At 69.3% G+C, this 12,797-nt stretch carries 14 protein-coding genes; 4 read left to right on the plus strand and 10 right to left on the minus strand.

What is annotated here, in order from left to right; all coding sequences use genetic code 11:
- Positions 1-88 precede the first annotated feature (88 nt).
- From minC to minE, 3 genes are read left to right on the plus strand one after another with little or no spacing between them, the layout of a single operon-like run.
- On the plus strand, positions 89-835 hold the full coding sequence (gene minC / locus AC5I49_RS13440) for a septum site-determining protein MinC (protein WP_126311558.1): 747 nt from the start codon (positions 89-91) through the stop codon (positions 833-835).
- Between the two features lie 49 nt (positions 836-884).
- The gene (gene minD / locus AC5I49_RS13445; RefSeq protein WP_017405686.1) at positions 885-1,697 is read left to right on the plus strand and encodes a septum site-determining protein MinD; all 813 of its coding nucleotides are present in this window, start codon (positions 885-887) and stop codon (positions 1,695-1,697) included.
- 6 nt (positions 1,698-1,703) lie between these two features.
- Complete coding sequence (gene minE, locus AC5I49_RS13450) at positions 1,704-1,967, plus strand: cell division topological specificity factor MinE (protein WP_012202033.1); 264 nt, start codon at positions 1,704-1,706, stop codon at positions 1,965-1,967.
- A 19-nt stretch (positions 1,968-1,986) separates the two neighbouring features.
- Here minE and AC5I49_RS13455 read toward each other — a convergent pair whose 3' ends face one another.
- From AC5I49_RS13455 to AC5I49_RS13465, 3 genes are read right to left on the minus strand one after another with little or no spacing between them, the layout of a single operon-like run.
- Positions 1,987-3,324 (minus strand): sensor histidine kinase, encoded by a 1,338-nt coding sequence (locus AC5I49_RS13455; RefSeq protein WP_074921175.1) that lies wholly within the window; start codon positions 3,322-3,324, stop codon positions 1,987-1,989.
- Positions 3,314-3,994, minus strand: a complete 681-nt coding sequence (locus AC5I49_RS13460; protein WP_013800000.1) for a response regulator transcription factor — start codon at positions 3,992-3,994, stop codon at positions 3,314-3,316. The genes AC5I49_RS13455 and AC5I49_RS13460 overlap by 11 nt, the downstream gene beginning before the upstream one ends.
- Positions 3,994-4,704 carry a PepSY domain-containing protein gene (locus tag AC5I49_RS13465; protein ID WP_223275184.1) on the minus strand — a complete coding sequence of 237 codons (711 nt, stop codon included), beginning with the start codon at positions 4,702-4,704 and terminating at the stop codon, positions 3,994-3,996. The genes AC5I49_RS13460 and AC5I49_RS13465 overlap by 1 nt, the downstream gene beginning before the upstream one ends.
- A gap of 148 nt (positions 4,705-4,852) precedes the next feature.
- Here AC5I49_RS13465 and AC5I49_RS13470 point away from each other — a divergent pair, with 148 nt between their 5' ends.
- On the plus strand, positions 4,853-6,052 hold the full coding sequence (locus AC5I49_RS13470; RefSeq protein ID WP_126311559.1) for a DUF5666 domain-containing protein: 1,200 nt from the start codon (positions 4,853-4,855) through the stop codon (positions 6,050-6,052).
- Here the strand turns inward: AC5I49_RS13470 and AC5I49_RS13475 are convergent.
- The 7 genes from AC5I49_RS13475 to hpaH form a co-directional block, all read right to left on the minus strand.
- Entirely contained in the window at positions 6,049-7,464 is a 1,416-nt protein-coding gene (locus tag AC5I49_RS13475; protein WP_495789498.1) for an amino acid permease, read from the minus strand. The two genes, AC5I49_RS13470 and AC5I49_RS13475, sit on opposite strands and share 4 nt — an antisense overlap.
- 209 nt (positions 7,465-7,673) lie before the next feature.
- A complete protein-coding gene (locus tag AC5I49_RS13480; protein WP_016452255.1) occupies positions 7,674-8,177 on the minus strand; it encodes a flavin reductase family protein in 504 nt (167 codons plus the stop codon).
- Between the two features lie 190 nt (positions 8,178-8,367).
- A complete protein-coding gene (locus tag AC5I49_RS13485) occupies positions 8,368-9,003 on the minus strand; it encodes a 3'-5' exonuclease (RefSeq protein ID WP_244387693.1) in 636 nt (211 codons plus the stop codon).
- Positions 9,004-9,047: 44 nt separating this feature from the next.
- Positions 9,048-9,536 carry a homoprotocatechuate degradation operon regulator HpaR gene (gene hpaR, locus AC5I49_RS13490; RefSeq protein ID WP_016447335.1) on the minus strand — a complete coding sequence of 163 codons (489 nt, stop codon included), beginning with the start codon at positions 9,534-9,536 and terminating at the stop codon, positions 9,048-9,050.
- Between the two features lie 86 nt (positions 9,537-9,622).
- Positions 9,623-10,444 (minus strand): aldolase/citrate lyase family protein, encoded by an 822-nt coding sequence (locus AC5I49_RS13495; protein ID WP_012202038.1) that lies wholly within the window; start codon positions 10,442-10,444, stop codon positions 9,623-9,625.
- Positions 10,445-10,462: 18 nt separating this feature from the next.
- Complete coding sequence (locus AC5I49_RS13500) at positions 10,463-11,917, minus strand: NAD-dependent succinate-semialdehyde dehydrogenase (protein ID WP_065344938.1); 1,455 nt, start codon at positions 11,915-11,917, stop codon at positions 10,463-10,465.
- 45 nt (positions 11,918-11,962) lie between these two features.
- Entirely contained in the window at positions 11,963-12,796 is an 834-nt protein-coding gene (gene hpaH / locus AC5I49_RS13505) for a 2-oxo-hept-4-ene-1,7-dioate hydratase (RefSeq protein ID WP_047468572.1), read from the minus strand.
- Position 12,797: the final 1 nt, after the last annotated feature.

The raw sequence follows: 12,797 nt of genomic DNA on the forward strand, positions 1-12,797 counted from the left end.
CCGGCGGGAGTGGGCGCCCATGTACTGCACACACAGTACACTTTGCGCGTCGAGAGGCAACTCTCCCATCCACCGCACTCCCAGTCCCATGGCCGTTGAAACGACGAGTACTGCCCGCCCCAGCTTCGACCTCAAGAGCGCGCAGCTGCCCGTGGTGGCCGTGACCCTGCGGGATACCGACGTACGTGCGCTCGTGGCCGACCTGGCCCAGCGCCTGGCCGACGACCCGGATTTCTTCGACAACGACCCCGTGCTGATCGACCTGGCCCATGTGCGCGAGGCCGAGGAGTCCATCGACTTCGCCGTGCTCGTGGAGGCGCTGCGCTTTCACCGCACCGTGCCCGTGGCCGTGCGCGGCGGCAGCCCGGCGCAGATGGAGGCGGCGCGTGCCGCAGGCCTGGCGCCCGCGCCCGAGGCCGCACCCGTGCGGCCCACGGTGCCCGAGATCGAGATCCAGGAAGTCGTGCGCGAGGTCGAGGTGGTGCGCGAGGTGCCTGCTCCCCAGGCCGACGCCCTCATCGTGGACAAGCCGCTGCGCTCGGGCCAGCGCGTCTATGCGCGCGGCACCGACATCGTGGTGCTGGCCATGGTCAGCTATGGTGCCGAAGTCATCGCCGACGGCAACGTCCATGTCTACGCGCCGCTGCGCGGCAGGGCCATCGCCGGGGCGCGCGGCAACACCGAGGCGCGCATCTTCAGCACCTGCATGGAAGCACAGCTGCTGTCGATTGCCGGCATCTATCGCACAATCGAGACCGATCTCCCCGCGGATGTGGCCGCCAGGCCCGCCAAGGTGCGTCTCGACGGCGAGAAAATCCTCATCGAGCCGGTATGACACCGGACCCTTCTTCTTTGCTCTCCAGTCTTTAAGGAACCGTGCAAACATGGCCAAAATAGTCGTCGTGACCTCCGGCAAGGGTGGCGTGGGCAAGACCACCACCAGCGCCAGCTTCGCATCGGGCCTCGCATTGCGCGGGCACAAGACCGCCGTCATCGATTTCGACGTGGGCCTGCGCAACCTGGACCTGATCATGGGCTGCGAGCGCCGCGTGGTCTACGACCTGATCAACGTCATCCAGGGAGAGGCCAACCTCAACCAGGCCCTGATCAAGGACAAGCAGTGCGACAACCTCTTCGTGCTGGCCGCCTCCCAGACGCGTGACAAGGATGCGCTCACGCAGGACGGCGTCAAGAAGATCCTGGACGACCTGGCGGGCATGGACTTCGAGTACATCGTCTGCGACTCGCCGGCCGGCATCGAAAGCGGCGCGCTGATCGCCATGCACTTCGCCGACGAGGCCCTGGTCGTGACCAACCCCGAAGTCTCCTCCGTGCGCGACTCCGACCGCATCCTGGGCATGCTCAGCTCCAAGACCGCGCGCGCCATCGCGGGCGAGACCGTCAAGGAACACCTGCTGATCACGCGCTACAACCCCAACCGCGTGCAGGACGGCCAGATGCTGTCGCTGGAAGACATCCAGGACATCCTGCGCATCGAGCTGATCGGCGTCGTGCCCGAGTCCGAAACCGTGCTGCAGGCCTCCAACCAGGGCATTCCCGCCGTGCACATGCAGGGCTCGGACGTGGCCGAGGCCTACCAGGACGTGGTCGCGCGCTTCCTGGGCGAGGAAAAGCCCATGCGCTTCACCGAAGCGCAAAAGCCCGGCTTCTTCAAACGCATGTTCGGGGGGAGGTAAGCGGCCATGTCCATGCTCTCTTTCCTGCTCGGAGAAAAGAAGAAGACGGCCTCGGTGGCCAAGGAGCGCCTGCAGATCATCCTCGCGCGCGAGCGCGTGGGCGGCAATGGCGGCGGTCCCGACTACCTGCCTGCGCTGCAAAAGGAGCTGATGGCGGTGATCTCCAAGTACGTGGACATCGACGTCAACGACATCAAGGTGCACCTGGAGCGCCAGGAAAACCTGGAAGTGCTCGAAGTCAAGATCGAGCTGCCCGACGCCTCGCGCTGAGCGCCGCCCGGCGCCGTGCTCAGCCCAGGCGCAGCGTGCAGCGCAACCCGCCCAGCGGGCTCGGCCCCATCTCCAGCGATCCACCATAGGTCTCGGCGATGTCGCGCACGATGGCCAGGCCCAGGCCGTGGCCCTGGGCCTGTTCGTCGAAGCGGACACCGCGCTCCATGGCCTGCGCGAGATGCTCCGGTGCCAGGCCTGGGCCGTCGTCATCGATCTGCAGCAGCGTCGTCGTGCCATCCTGGCACACGGCCAGCGTGACGCGGCTGCGCGCCCACTTGCCGGCGTTGTCCAGCAGGTTTCCCGCCATCTCCTCCAGGTCCGAGGCCGCGCCGCGCCAGCGCCGCCCATGGCCGGGCAGCGGCGTGGAGGTCTGGATGGACCAGGACAGGTGCCGCTGGGCGTGGATCTGGCGCATGGCATCCAGCAGCCGGGCCAGCACCTCATCCAGCGCCACGCTGCCGGCGCTGCCGGCGCCGCTGGCGAAGCGCGCCAGATGGCGGTCGATGGTGTGGGACATGGCCTGTACCTGGTCACGCAGCCACGGGCCATCGACCTGATGGCCGCGTGCCTGGATGCCGAGCACGGCCAGCGGCTTCTTGAGCGCATGGCTCAGGTCGGCCGCCTGGTGGCGCGCGCGCTCCACGACCTGGGCATTGCGCTGCAGCACCTGGTCCACGGCCTCGGCAATCGGGTCCAGGTCGGGGCCGAAGTGCCGCCCCAGCTGCGTGCGTGTGCCGTCTTCCATGTCCTGCAGCGCCTGCTGCAGGCTGCGCAGCGGCTGCAATCCCAGGCGCACCAGCGCCACCGTGCACAGCAGCAGCGCGGCGACCAGGCCCAGCTCGGTGACCAGCAGGATGCGGTCGATTCGGCGCCATTCCTGGCGCGTACCGTCCAGTGGGCCGAAGACATGCAGCTGCACGCGCCTGCCCGCGACATCGAAGCTGCGGCGCAGGCCCAGCAGTTCGCGCCCCTGCGGCCCGCGCAGCGACAGCAGCGTCTCGCTGCCCTTGTGCCGGGGCCAGGGACGGGCGTCGTCCAGCTCCAGGCTGTCGTCCCAGACCGAGCGCGACTGCTGCAGCCGCCCGTCCTGCTCCAGTGTCCAGTACCAGCCCGAGAAAATGCGGCCGAACTCGCCGCGATTGAGCCGCGTGCCCTGTCCGGTCAGGGGTCCCGGGGACTGCAGCTCGGCCTGCAGCCGCTCGGCGCGGTCCTGCAGGCCGGCCTTGAAGCTGCGCAGCACCGCATCGTGCAACTGCTCGCGCAGCAGCCAGCTGGCGGCCGTGCCGCAGGCCAGCGTGGCCACCAGGCTCAGTGCCAGCAGGCGCTCCGACAGGCCCCAGTGCCTAGGACGCATGGTCGCCGCTGGCCTGCTGCAGGCGAAAGCCCCGTCCGCGCTCGGTATGGATCAGGCCATGCGGGGACAGTTTGCGGCGGATGCGGCCGACCAGCACGTCCACGGTGTTGGAGTCCGGGTCCAGGTCGCGTGCGTAGACATGCTCGCTGATGTCGGCGCGGCTGACGAGCTGTCCATGCCGGTTGGTCAGAAAGCTCAGGATGCGTTGCTCCTGCGCGGTCAGCGCAAGCGGCCGACCTTCGAGCGTGAAGCGGTCTGCCATGGTGTCGTAGGCCAGCGGGCCTATCTGCACCAGGGGCCGGCTGCCGCCTGCTGCGCGCCGGTGCAGCACGCGCAGCCGCGTGACGACCTCCTCGTGCAGAAAGGGCTTGGTCAGGTAGTCGTCCGCGCCGGCCTGGAAGGCCGTGAGCTTGTCGCTCCAGCGGTTGCGGGCCGTGAGCACCAGCACGGGAAAGGAGCGGCCCTGCTCGCGCCAATGGCGCAGCACCGAGACGCCGTCCTGTCCTGGCAGCCCCAGGTCCAGCAAGGCGGCGTCATAGTGTTCGACGCTGCCCAGTTCCTGGGCGAGGCGGCCGTCCGCGCAGCACTCGGCCAGCATGCCGGCCTCCTGCAGGATGGCCTGCAGGCCTGCAGCAAGATCGGCGTCGTCTTCGACGATGAGCACCCGCATCAGCGCAGTCCGTCCTCTTCGATGGGCTGGCCGCTGTACGCATCCACATGCACTTCGATGCTGCGGCCGGCGCTCAGCTGCAACTCGACCTCGTAGTAGGCGCGCTGCCGGACGTCGATCTTGAGCTCGGCCTCTGTGGCGCGGGCCTGGTACTTGCGCTCCAGTTCCTCAAGAATGCGCGGCAGCGGTTGCAGCGTGGCGGCCTGCTCCCGGCTCAGGACAGGCTCCGCCAGGATGCGGCCCGTCTGGGCGTCGGCGCGCAGCAGCTGCTCACGGCCTTCGCGCGTGAGCAGCTGGATCTCGTAGTAGGGCCTGGGGCTGCGCGTTTCCTCCAGCTCGATCTGCAGCACGGTGCCGGGATGCAAGCGGGTGACGGCTGCCGCCACGGCGGACATGGGTATCAGCACGGCGGTGGTCGCGCCCGGCCGGGGGATGTCCTGTCCCGTGACTGCATCGATATAGATCTCCGTGCGCTGGCCATTGGCGAGCTTGATTTCGTACCAGCGCCGGCCGTCGGCGCCGCGCTCGAGTTCGATGTCGATGACGCGCCCTTTGTGGCGCTGCTGCACGTCCTGGAGGATTTCCGCCAAGGGCCGCAGGCGCTTGGACTGCACCTCGCGGCGCACGCTTTCATGCTCCGCTGGCGTGGTGGCAGAGGCGGGCGCCAGCGGCAGGGCCAGCAAGGCAGCAAGTGCGAGGCGGAGTTTCACGGCCACGCATCTTATGTGCACGTTCTTAAACAGTGCATGAACGCGCCATTCATGCGCGGTTTAGGCGCCTTTGCCGACACTGCAGGCGGTTGCACCGATGGCCCCGCCGCGGTGCCTTTTCATCTGTTTCTTTCTGGCATCGAACACCATGCATTTTCTTCGCTTTTCCCGCTCCGCCCCGCCATTGCCCCGGGTCCTGGGCGCTGGCGCGCTCTCGCTGTCCGTGCTGCTGGCCGCCTGCGGCGGTGGCGGCGGCGGGGCTGACAAGCCCGCCCCCACGCCGGTCACTCCCAGCGCCAGCTATGCGTCGGGCACCATTGACGGCTTCGGCTCCATCCTGGTCAATGGGGTGCGGTATGACGAGCGCCAGGCCCGGATCACCGATGGCGATGGCGTCCTGCTGGCCAGCGATGCGCTCAAGCTGGGCATGGCGGTCCATGTCACGGCCGATCCCGTGACCACCGGCAGCGATGGTGTGGCGCGCGCCATGGCCCGCCAGATTCTTGTGCGCAGCGATCTGGAAGGTCCGTTGAGCGCGGTCGTGGGCGACCGGCTGACCGTACTGGGCCAGACCGTGATCGTCGATGCGGCCACGGTGTTCGAGGACGGCCGCGCGGCGGCGCTGCAGGTCGGCCGTGTGCTGGAAGTCCACGGCCTGCGCGATGCGCAGGGCCGCATTCTTGCCAGCCGCATCGAGATCGAGGATGACGCCGACGAGCCCTGGCGCCTGCGCGCGCCTGTGGATGCCGTTGACATGTCGCGCCGCACCCTGCGCATCGGCGAGGCCGTCGTCAACTGGAGCGGCGTGCAGGTTGCCGCCGCGCTGGCTGCCGGCGACGTGGTCAGTCTGCGCCTGGCGCGCCAGCCCGATGCCGCCGGCCTGTGGGTGGCCACCGCACTGTCGGTGCAGCGTCCCACGCTGCCCGAACAGGCGGGCGTGGAGGCCGACGTCACCGGCCATATCACCCGCATGGACTCGCCGACCCGCTTCGTCGTGGACGGCCTGAGCGTGGACGCGGGCAGCGCCACACGCCTGCCCGCAGGCCTTGCCGTGGGCGACCTGGTCGAGGTCGAGGGCATGTTCCAGGACGGGGTGCTTCGCGCCTCCGAGGTCGAGCGCAAGCTGCGGCTGGACAGTGACGATGGCTTCGAGATCGAGGGCCGCATCACCGCTGTCGACAGCCTGGCCGGCATCTTCGAGCTGCGCGGCGTGCGCGTGGACTATCGCAATGCGCGCTTCGAGGATGGCAGCGCTGCCCAAATTGCCGTGGGGCGCGTGGTCGAGGTCAAGGGCCGGCTCTCGGTCGATGGCGCGATGGTGGTGGCCACCGAGGTCGAGTTCGACTAAGGGTTCGCGTTCGCCGCAGGCCGCATCGCCTCGCTCTGCGCACGCGCGGCGGCGGGGCGCACCCACAGCAGGTAGGCGGCGCCCAGCAGCACGATCCACAGGCCGCCCACGACCAGCGCGGCACGGGTGTGGAGGAAGTAGCCGAGCACGCCCAGCACCAGCAGCATGAAGGCGATGGCGGCCAGCGGCGCGGCGGGCCACAGCGGGACCGGGAACTTCAGCGCGGCCACCTGCTGCGGGCTCATGCGGCGGCGCGCCGCGAACTGCGACAGCAGGATCATCAGCCAGACCCAGACCGTGGCGAAGGTGGCGATGGAGGCGATCAGCAGGAACACGTCCTCGGGGATCAGGTAGTTCAGCACCACGCCGGCCAGCAGCGCCACGGCCATCACCACCACCGTCATCCAGGGCACGCCATGGCGCGAGACGCGGCCGAAGCCGGCGGGGGCCTGGCCCTGGTGCGCCATGCCGTACAGCATGCGGCCGGCGCCGAAGATGTCGCTGTTGATGGCGGACACGGCCGCCGAGATCACCACGACGTTGAGGATGGTGGCGGCCGAGGAAATGCCCAGGCCGCTGAAGATCTGCACGAAGGGGCTGCCCTGGCTGCCGATCTGCGGCCAGGGGAAGATGCTCATCAGCACGAACAGCGTGAGCACGTAGAACAGCAGGATGCGCAGCGGCACGGCGTTGATGGCGCGCGGGATCACGCGCGCCGGGTCCTTGGCCTCGCCGGCCGAGATGCCGATGATCTCGATGCCGCCGAAGGCGAACACCACCACCGCCAGCGATGCGATCAGGCCCGAGACGCCATGGGGCATGAAGCCGCCGTGCACCCACAGGTTCTGCACGCCGGTGGGCGCCTGGTCGGACGCCATGCCGAAGCCGAACACCATGATGCCCAGGCCGCCGCCGATCATGGCGATGATGGCCGCCACCTTGAGCAGGGACAGCCAGAACTCCATCTCGCCGAACACCCTGACCGAGCACAGGTTGAGCGCGCCGATGAAGCAGACGATGGACAGCACCCAGATCCAGCGCGGCACCTCGGGAAACCAGAACCCCATGTAGATGCCGAAGGCCGTCACGTCGGCCAGGCAGACGATGACCATCTCGAAGGTATAGGTCCAGCCCGTGATGAAGCCGGCGAACGGGCCCAGGTAGTCGCTGGCGTACTGGCCGAAGGAGCCGGGCACGGGGTTGTGCACGGCCATCTCGCCCAGCGCGCGCATCACCATGTAGACCGCCGCGCCCGCCAGCAGGTAGGCGATCAGCACCGAGGGGCCCGCCTGCTGTATGGCCTTGGCCGAGCCGTAGAACAGCCCCGTGCCTATGGCCGAGCCCAGCGCCATGAAGCGGATATGGCGGGCCGACAGCCCTCGGTGCAGGCTGCCTGCAGATGGTGAACTCATGTGCTGTCTCCCCCCGTCATTGGTGAAATGGCCGCCGCATCCACGGGCTTCATCGGCCTGCGGATGGGTCTGTGCTCAGATGTATAAGCCTGTATATACAATATGCGCAGACACCGATTTCCCGGACCGGGGATTACCCGGAGGCGGGAAGGAGCGGGAATGGGGGAGCTGCCGAGAGAGACGACGGGAGTGCTGCCGCGGGCCCGGGCTCAGCCCAGGCCGCCCGTGTGCATGCGGCCTGCGTGGTACAGCAGCGGCGTGTGGCCGGCCTGGTGGCTGCACTGCTCGACCTCGCCGATGAAGATCACATGGTCGCCCTCTTCATGGCGATGGCGGTTGCGGCACTCGAAGACGGTGGTGGCTTCGGTCAGCAGCGGCACGCCCTGGGCCGAGCTGCGCCAGGCGGTGTTGGCGAAGCGGTCCACGCCCTTGCGCGCGAACAGCTCGGCCAGGGGCTTTTGCGAGGCCGACAGCACGTGGATGGCGTAGTGCGAGCAATGCTGGAACACGGGCAGCGAGGCCGCCGACAGCGCCATGCTCCACAGCACCAGCGGCGGTGTGAGCGAGACCGAGTTGAACGAGCTCACGGTGACGCCCACCGGATGGCCCTGCGGGCTGCGCGCGGTGACGATGGTCACGCCCGTGGCGAACTGGCCCAGCGCGTCGCGGAACTCGCGCGACGAGAACGGGGCCTGAGGGGCCAGGTTGGCCATGGCGGCAGGAGGCAGGGCGGAATTCACGGGTGCAAGAACCAGGCGGCAGCAAGGCGGCAGCAGGGCTGCCGCGTTTGGGACGGGCGCCCGTAGCCGGGCAGCAACCGTGCATTATGGGTGCGGATGCCGGCAGATGCGGCCGATGGGGATTTGGCCAGGGAGGTCTTTGCCTTGCGTGCGCCGTGCCGGCTCACAGCGCCATGCGCATCTGGGCGGGCGCGGCGTTCTCCTGCAGCCAGCCTGACATGCGGGCGCGCGCGCAGCGCTGCAGCCGCATCAGCAGGGCATGCTCGGGCCAGGCCAGCGCATAGCGCCGGCACAGGTCCTGCTGCATGCGCGCCAGCAGGGCGGCGGCCATCTCGGCATCGGCCAGCGCCCGGTGGGCACGCTCGGCCACGGGCAGGCCCAGGTGGGCGGTGAGCCGGCTCAGGCTGTGGCTGGGCGCGTCGGGATAGATGCGGCGCGACAGCAGCACGGTGCAGGCAAAGGGCTGGGGCGCGGCCTCGCCGGCCAGGGCCAGTTCGGACTGCCAGAACTTGCTGTCGAAGGCCGCGTTGTGCGCCACCATGGGCGCGCTGCCCACGAAGCGGGCGGCATCGCGCATCACGTCCTCGGCGGGCGGCGCGGCTGCGACCATGGCATTGGTGATGCCGGTCAGCCGCGTGATGAAGGGCGGTATCCAGGCGCCCGTGCGCATCAGGCTCTGGAAGCGGTCCACGACCTGGCCGCCCTCGATCAGCACGATGGCGACCTCGGTGGCACGCGCGCCCTGGGCAGGCGCCATGCCCGTGGTTTCAAAGTCGATGACGGCAATCGGCTGCGGCATGGGGCGATTGTGCCCGGCAGTGCCCGACCGGCGTGCCGGGGCGGCTATTCCTCGGCCTGGCTGCCGTCGGCCGCGCCCAGGCGCTGCACGACCTGGTCGAGCAGGGCGTAGAGCTGCTCGATCTCTTCATGGCCCACCAGGCGCTCGATCTCGGCATAGGTCTCGGAGGAATGCGGCGCGATCTCGGCCACGATGGCGTGGCCGGCCGCCGTGAGCTCGAACTCGGCGCCGCGCATGTCGCTGGCGTGGCGCGACCGCTCCACCAGCTGCCGGCCTTCCAGCGTCTTGAGCAGGCGCGAGAGGCTGGGCATGCTGATGTAGGTGGCCTGCGACAGCTCCATGGGCCGCAGCCTGTGCGTGACCGCCGCCATGGCGCGCAGCACGCGCCACTGCTGTTCGGTCAGGCCATGGGCGCGCAGCATGGGCCGAAAGCGCACCATGACCGATTCGCGGGCGCGCAGCAGCGCCATGGGCAGGGAGCGCGAGAAGGCGCGCAGCGGCTCGGGGGCAAAAGAGGTCGTGGTCTGGGGCATGTTCGGCAGCATCTGTCGGCTGGATTCTATGCAGCCGCCGCTCCCTCCCCGGAGCGGCGTTGCGCGCGCCTTGTCAGGCCGGGGCCTCAATAGGTCTGGCTTTTCGGCGCGGGGGCCGCTGCCTGCTTGAAGCGCGCAGCCAGCGCGCTGGTGGCCTGCACCAGCACGCTGGTGTCCAGGCCCACGGCCGTGAAGGTGCAGCCTAGCTCCAGGTACTTGCGCGCCAGGGCCTCGTTGGGCGTGAGGATGCCGGGCGCCTTGCCGGCGCGGCGTATGCGCGCGATGGCGTCGGCAATCGCCTCCTGCACCTCGGGATGGCCGGGGTTGCCGATGTGGCCCATGGAGGCCGACAGGTCGGCCGGGCCGATGAAGACGCCGTCCACGCCCTCGGTGGCGGCAATGGCGTCCAGGTGGGCCAGCGCCTGGCGCGTCTCCACCTGCACCAGCACGCAGACCTGGGCGTTGGCTTCATGGGCGTAGTTGGCGCGCCGGCCCCAGGCCGATGCGCGTGCGCCGCCCATGCCGCGGATGCCGCCCTGGCCGTCGGCCTGCGGATAGCGCGCGGCGCGCACGATGCGTGCGGCCTGCTCGGCCGTGTCCACCATGGGCACGAGCAGGGTCTGCACGCCGATGTCCAGGTACTGCTTGATCAGCATCTCGCCGACCTCGCCGTGTCCCATGGGCACGCGGGCAATGGCATGGCTGTCGGGATAGGCCGCGATGGCCTGCAGCTGCGCCAGCAGGGTGCGCGTGTCGTTGGGCGAATGCTCGCCGTCGATCAGGAGCCAGTCGAAGCCGGCGCCCGCGCAGATTTCCGCCGAATAGGCGTCGGCCAGGCCCAGCCACAGGCCGATCTGGGGTTGGTCGGCCGCAATGGCGGCCTTGAAGCGGTTCACAGGTGTCTGCATGGTGTGATTGTCCGGGCCTCAGTGGCCCATGCACAGGTACTTGGTGCTCAGGTATTCCTCTATGCCGGCGGCGCCGCCCTCGCGGCCCATGCCCGACTGCTTGACGCCGCCAAACGGCGCCACGGCCGTGCTGATGATGCCGCTGTTGATGCCCACCATGCCGTACTCCAGCGCCTCGCCCACGCGCCACACGCGGCCCACGTCGCGGGCGTAGAAGTAGGCGGCCAGGCCGTACTCGGTGTCGTTGGCCATGCGGATGGCCTCTTCCTCGGTCTTGAAGCGGAACACGGGCGCCACGGGGCCGAAGACCTCTTCCCTGGCGATGCGCATGCGGTCCGTGGCGTTGGCCAGGATGGTGGGCTCGTAGAAGGTGCCGCCCAGCGCGTGGCGCTTGCCGCCCAGCACGACCTCGGCGCCGTTCTTCACGGCATCGGCCACCAGCTCCTCGACCTTGTCCACGGCGGCCTGGTCGATCAACGGGCCCTGGCCCACGCCGGCCTCCAGGCCGTTGCCCACCTTGAGGGCCTGCACGGCGACCTTGAGCCTGGCCATGAAGGCGTCGTACACGCCGTCCTGCACCAGCAGGCGGTTGGCGCACACGCAGGTCTGGCCGGTGTTGCGGTACTTGGAGGCCATGGCGCCCTCGACGGCGGCATCCAGGTCCGCGTCATCGAAGACGATGAAGGGCGCGTTGCCGCCCAGCTCCAGCGACATCTTCTTGAGCGTGGGCGCGCATTGCTCGGCCAGCACGCGGCCCACTTCGGTGGAGCCCGTGAAGGTCAGCTTGCGCACGGCCATGCTGGCCGTGAGCACGCCGCCGATGGCGCGCGAGGAGCCCGTGATCACGCTGAACACGCCCTCGGGAATGCCGGCGCGCTGGGCCAGCTCGGCCATGGCCAGGGCCGACAGCGGTGTCTGCTGCGCGGGCTTGACGATGATGGTGCAGCCCGCCGCCAGGGCGGGTGCGACCTTGCGCGTGATCATGGCGGCCGGGAAGTTCCAGGGCGTGATCGCGGCGCAGACCCCCACGGGCTCCTTGGTCACGATGATGCGCTTGTCGGCCCAGGGCGCGGGCACGGTGGAGCCGTAGATGCGGCGCGCTTCCTCGGCAAACCACTGCACGTAGGAGGCCGCATAGGCGATCTCGCCGCGCGACTCGGCCAGGGGCTTGCCCTGCTCGCTGGTCATGATCAGGGCCAGGTCCTCCTGGTTCTCCATCATCAGCTCGAACCAGCGATGCAGCAGGCGTGCGCGGGCCTCGGCGGTCTGCTGCTTCCAGAGGGCGAAGGCGCGCTCGGCGGCGGCGATGGCGCGCTGCGTCTCGGCCTCGCCCATGCGGGGCACATGGCCCACGGACTCGCCCGTGGCGGGGTTGTGGACGTCGATGCGGCTGCCATCGTCGGCGGCCAGCCATTGGCCGTCGATCAGGCAGAGGTTCTTGAGCAGGCTGGGGTCACGCAGGGCAAGGGGCATGGGAAATCTCCAATAAGGGCGGGGCAGGCGTCGGGACGACAGCGCCTAGACAAAGCGGAACTGCAGGCGGCCCAGCGGGCCGTAGTCGGCATCGAACAGGTCGCCAGGCTTGGCGGCCACGGGGCGCGTGAACGAGCCGGCCAGCACGGTCTGGCCGGCCTCCAGGGCCTCGCCCCAGGGCGAGAGCTTGTTGGCCAGCCAGGCCACGCCGATGGCGGGATGGCCCTGCACGCCGGCAGCCAGGCCGGTCTCCTCGACCACGCCGTTGCAGCGCAGTATGGCGCCGCACCAGGGCAGGTCTATCACCTGGGGGTCAGCGCGGCCGGCGCCGGTGACGATGCCTGCATTGGCTGCGTTGTCGCTGATGGTGTCGTAGACCTTGCGCATGGCCTTGGTGTGGCGGTCGAACTGCTCGATGCGCGCGTCGATGATCTCGATGGCCGGCGTCACGTGGTCGGTGGCGTCCAGCACGTCCTGCAGCGTGATCTCCTTGCCGCCGGGCAGGCCCGGGCCGCGCAGCGGCGCCTTGAGCACGAAGGCCAGCTCCACTTCCACGCGCGGCGCGATGAAATTCGCGGCCGGGATGTCCAGCACCTGGCCCGGCGTGCAGCGGTAGAGCATGCTGTCGAGCAGGGTGCCGTAGTCGGGCTCGTCGATCTGGCTCGATATCTGCATGGCGCGCGAGGTCAGGCCGATCTTGTGGCCGATCACCTTGCGCCCCGCCGCGATCTGCAGGCGCACCCATTCGCGCGAGACGCGGTAGCCATCCTCCACGGTCATGCCGGGAAAGCGCTTGGAGAAATGCTCGACCTGCACGCGCGTCTTCTCGCTGCGGTCCAGCTCCTGGGCCAGTTGGGTCAACAGTTCTTGGGAAAACATT

The sequence above is a fragment of the Delftia sp. genome, assembly GCF_059499305.1.

Excerpts from the sequence above, each read along its gene's own strand:
- minC (WP_126311558.1), top strand. The coding sequence starts at position 89 with ATGGCCGTTGAAACGACGAGTACTGCCCGCCCCAGCTTCGACCTCAAG.
- minD (WP_017405686.1), top strand. The coding sequence starts at position 885 with ATGGCCAAAATAGTCGTCGTGACCTCCGGCAAGGGTGGCGTGGGCAAG.
- minE (WP_012202033.1), top strand. The coding sequence starts at position 1,704 with ATGTCCATGCTCTCTTTCCTGCTCGGAGAAAAGAAGAAGACGGCCTCG.
- AC5I49_RS13455 (WP_074921175.1), bottom strand. The coding sequence starts at position 3,324 with ATGCGTCCTAGGCACTGGGGCCTGTCGGAGCGCCTGCTGGCACTGAGC.
- AC5I49_RS13460 (WP_013800000.1), bottom strand. The coding sequence starts at position 3,994 with ATGCGGGTGCTCATCGTCGAAGACGACGCCGATCTTGCTGCAGGCCTG.
- AC5I49_RS13470 (WP_126311559.1), top strand. The coding sequence starts at position 4,853 with ATGCATTTTCTTCGCTTTTCCCGCTCCGCCCCGCCATTGCCCCGGGTC.
- AC5I49_RS13475 (WP_495789498.1), bottom strand. The coding sequence starts at position 7,464 with ATGAGTTCACCATCTGCAGGCAGCCTGCACCGAGGGCTGTCGGCCCGC.
- AC5I49_RS13480 (WP_016452255.1), bottom strand. The coding sequence starts at position 8,177 with ATGGCCAACCTGGCCCCTCAGGCCCCGTTCTCGTCGCGCGAGTTCCGC.
- AC5I49_RS13485 (WP_244387693.1), bottom strand. The coding sequence starts at position 9,003 with ATGCCGCAGCCGATTGCCGTCATCGACTTTGAAACCACGGGCATGGCG.
- hpaR (WP_016447335.1), bottom strand. The coding sequence starts at position 9,536 with ATGCCCCAGACCACGACCTCTTTTGCCCCCGAGCCGCTGCGCGCCTTC.
- AC5I49_RS13495 (WP_012202038.1), bottom strand. The coding sequence starts at position 10,444 with ATGCAGACACCTGTGAACCGCTTCAAGGCCGCCATTGCGGCCGACCAA.
- AC5I49_RS13500 (WP_065344938.1), bottom strand. The coding sequence starts at position 11,917 with ATGCCCCTTGCCCTGCGTGACCCCAGCCTGCTCAAGAACCTCTGCCTG.
- hpaH (WP_047468572.1), bottom strand. The coding sequence starts at position 12,796 with ATGTTTTCCCAAGAACTGTTGACCCAACTGGCCCAGGAGCTGGACCGC.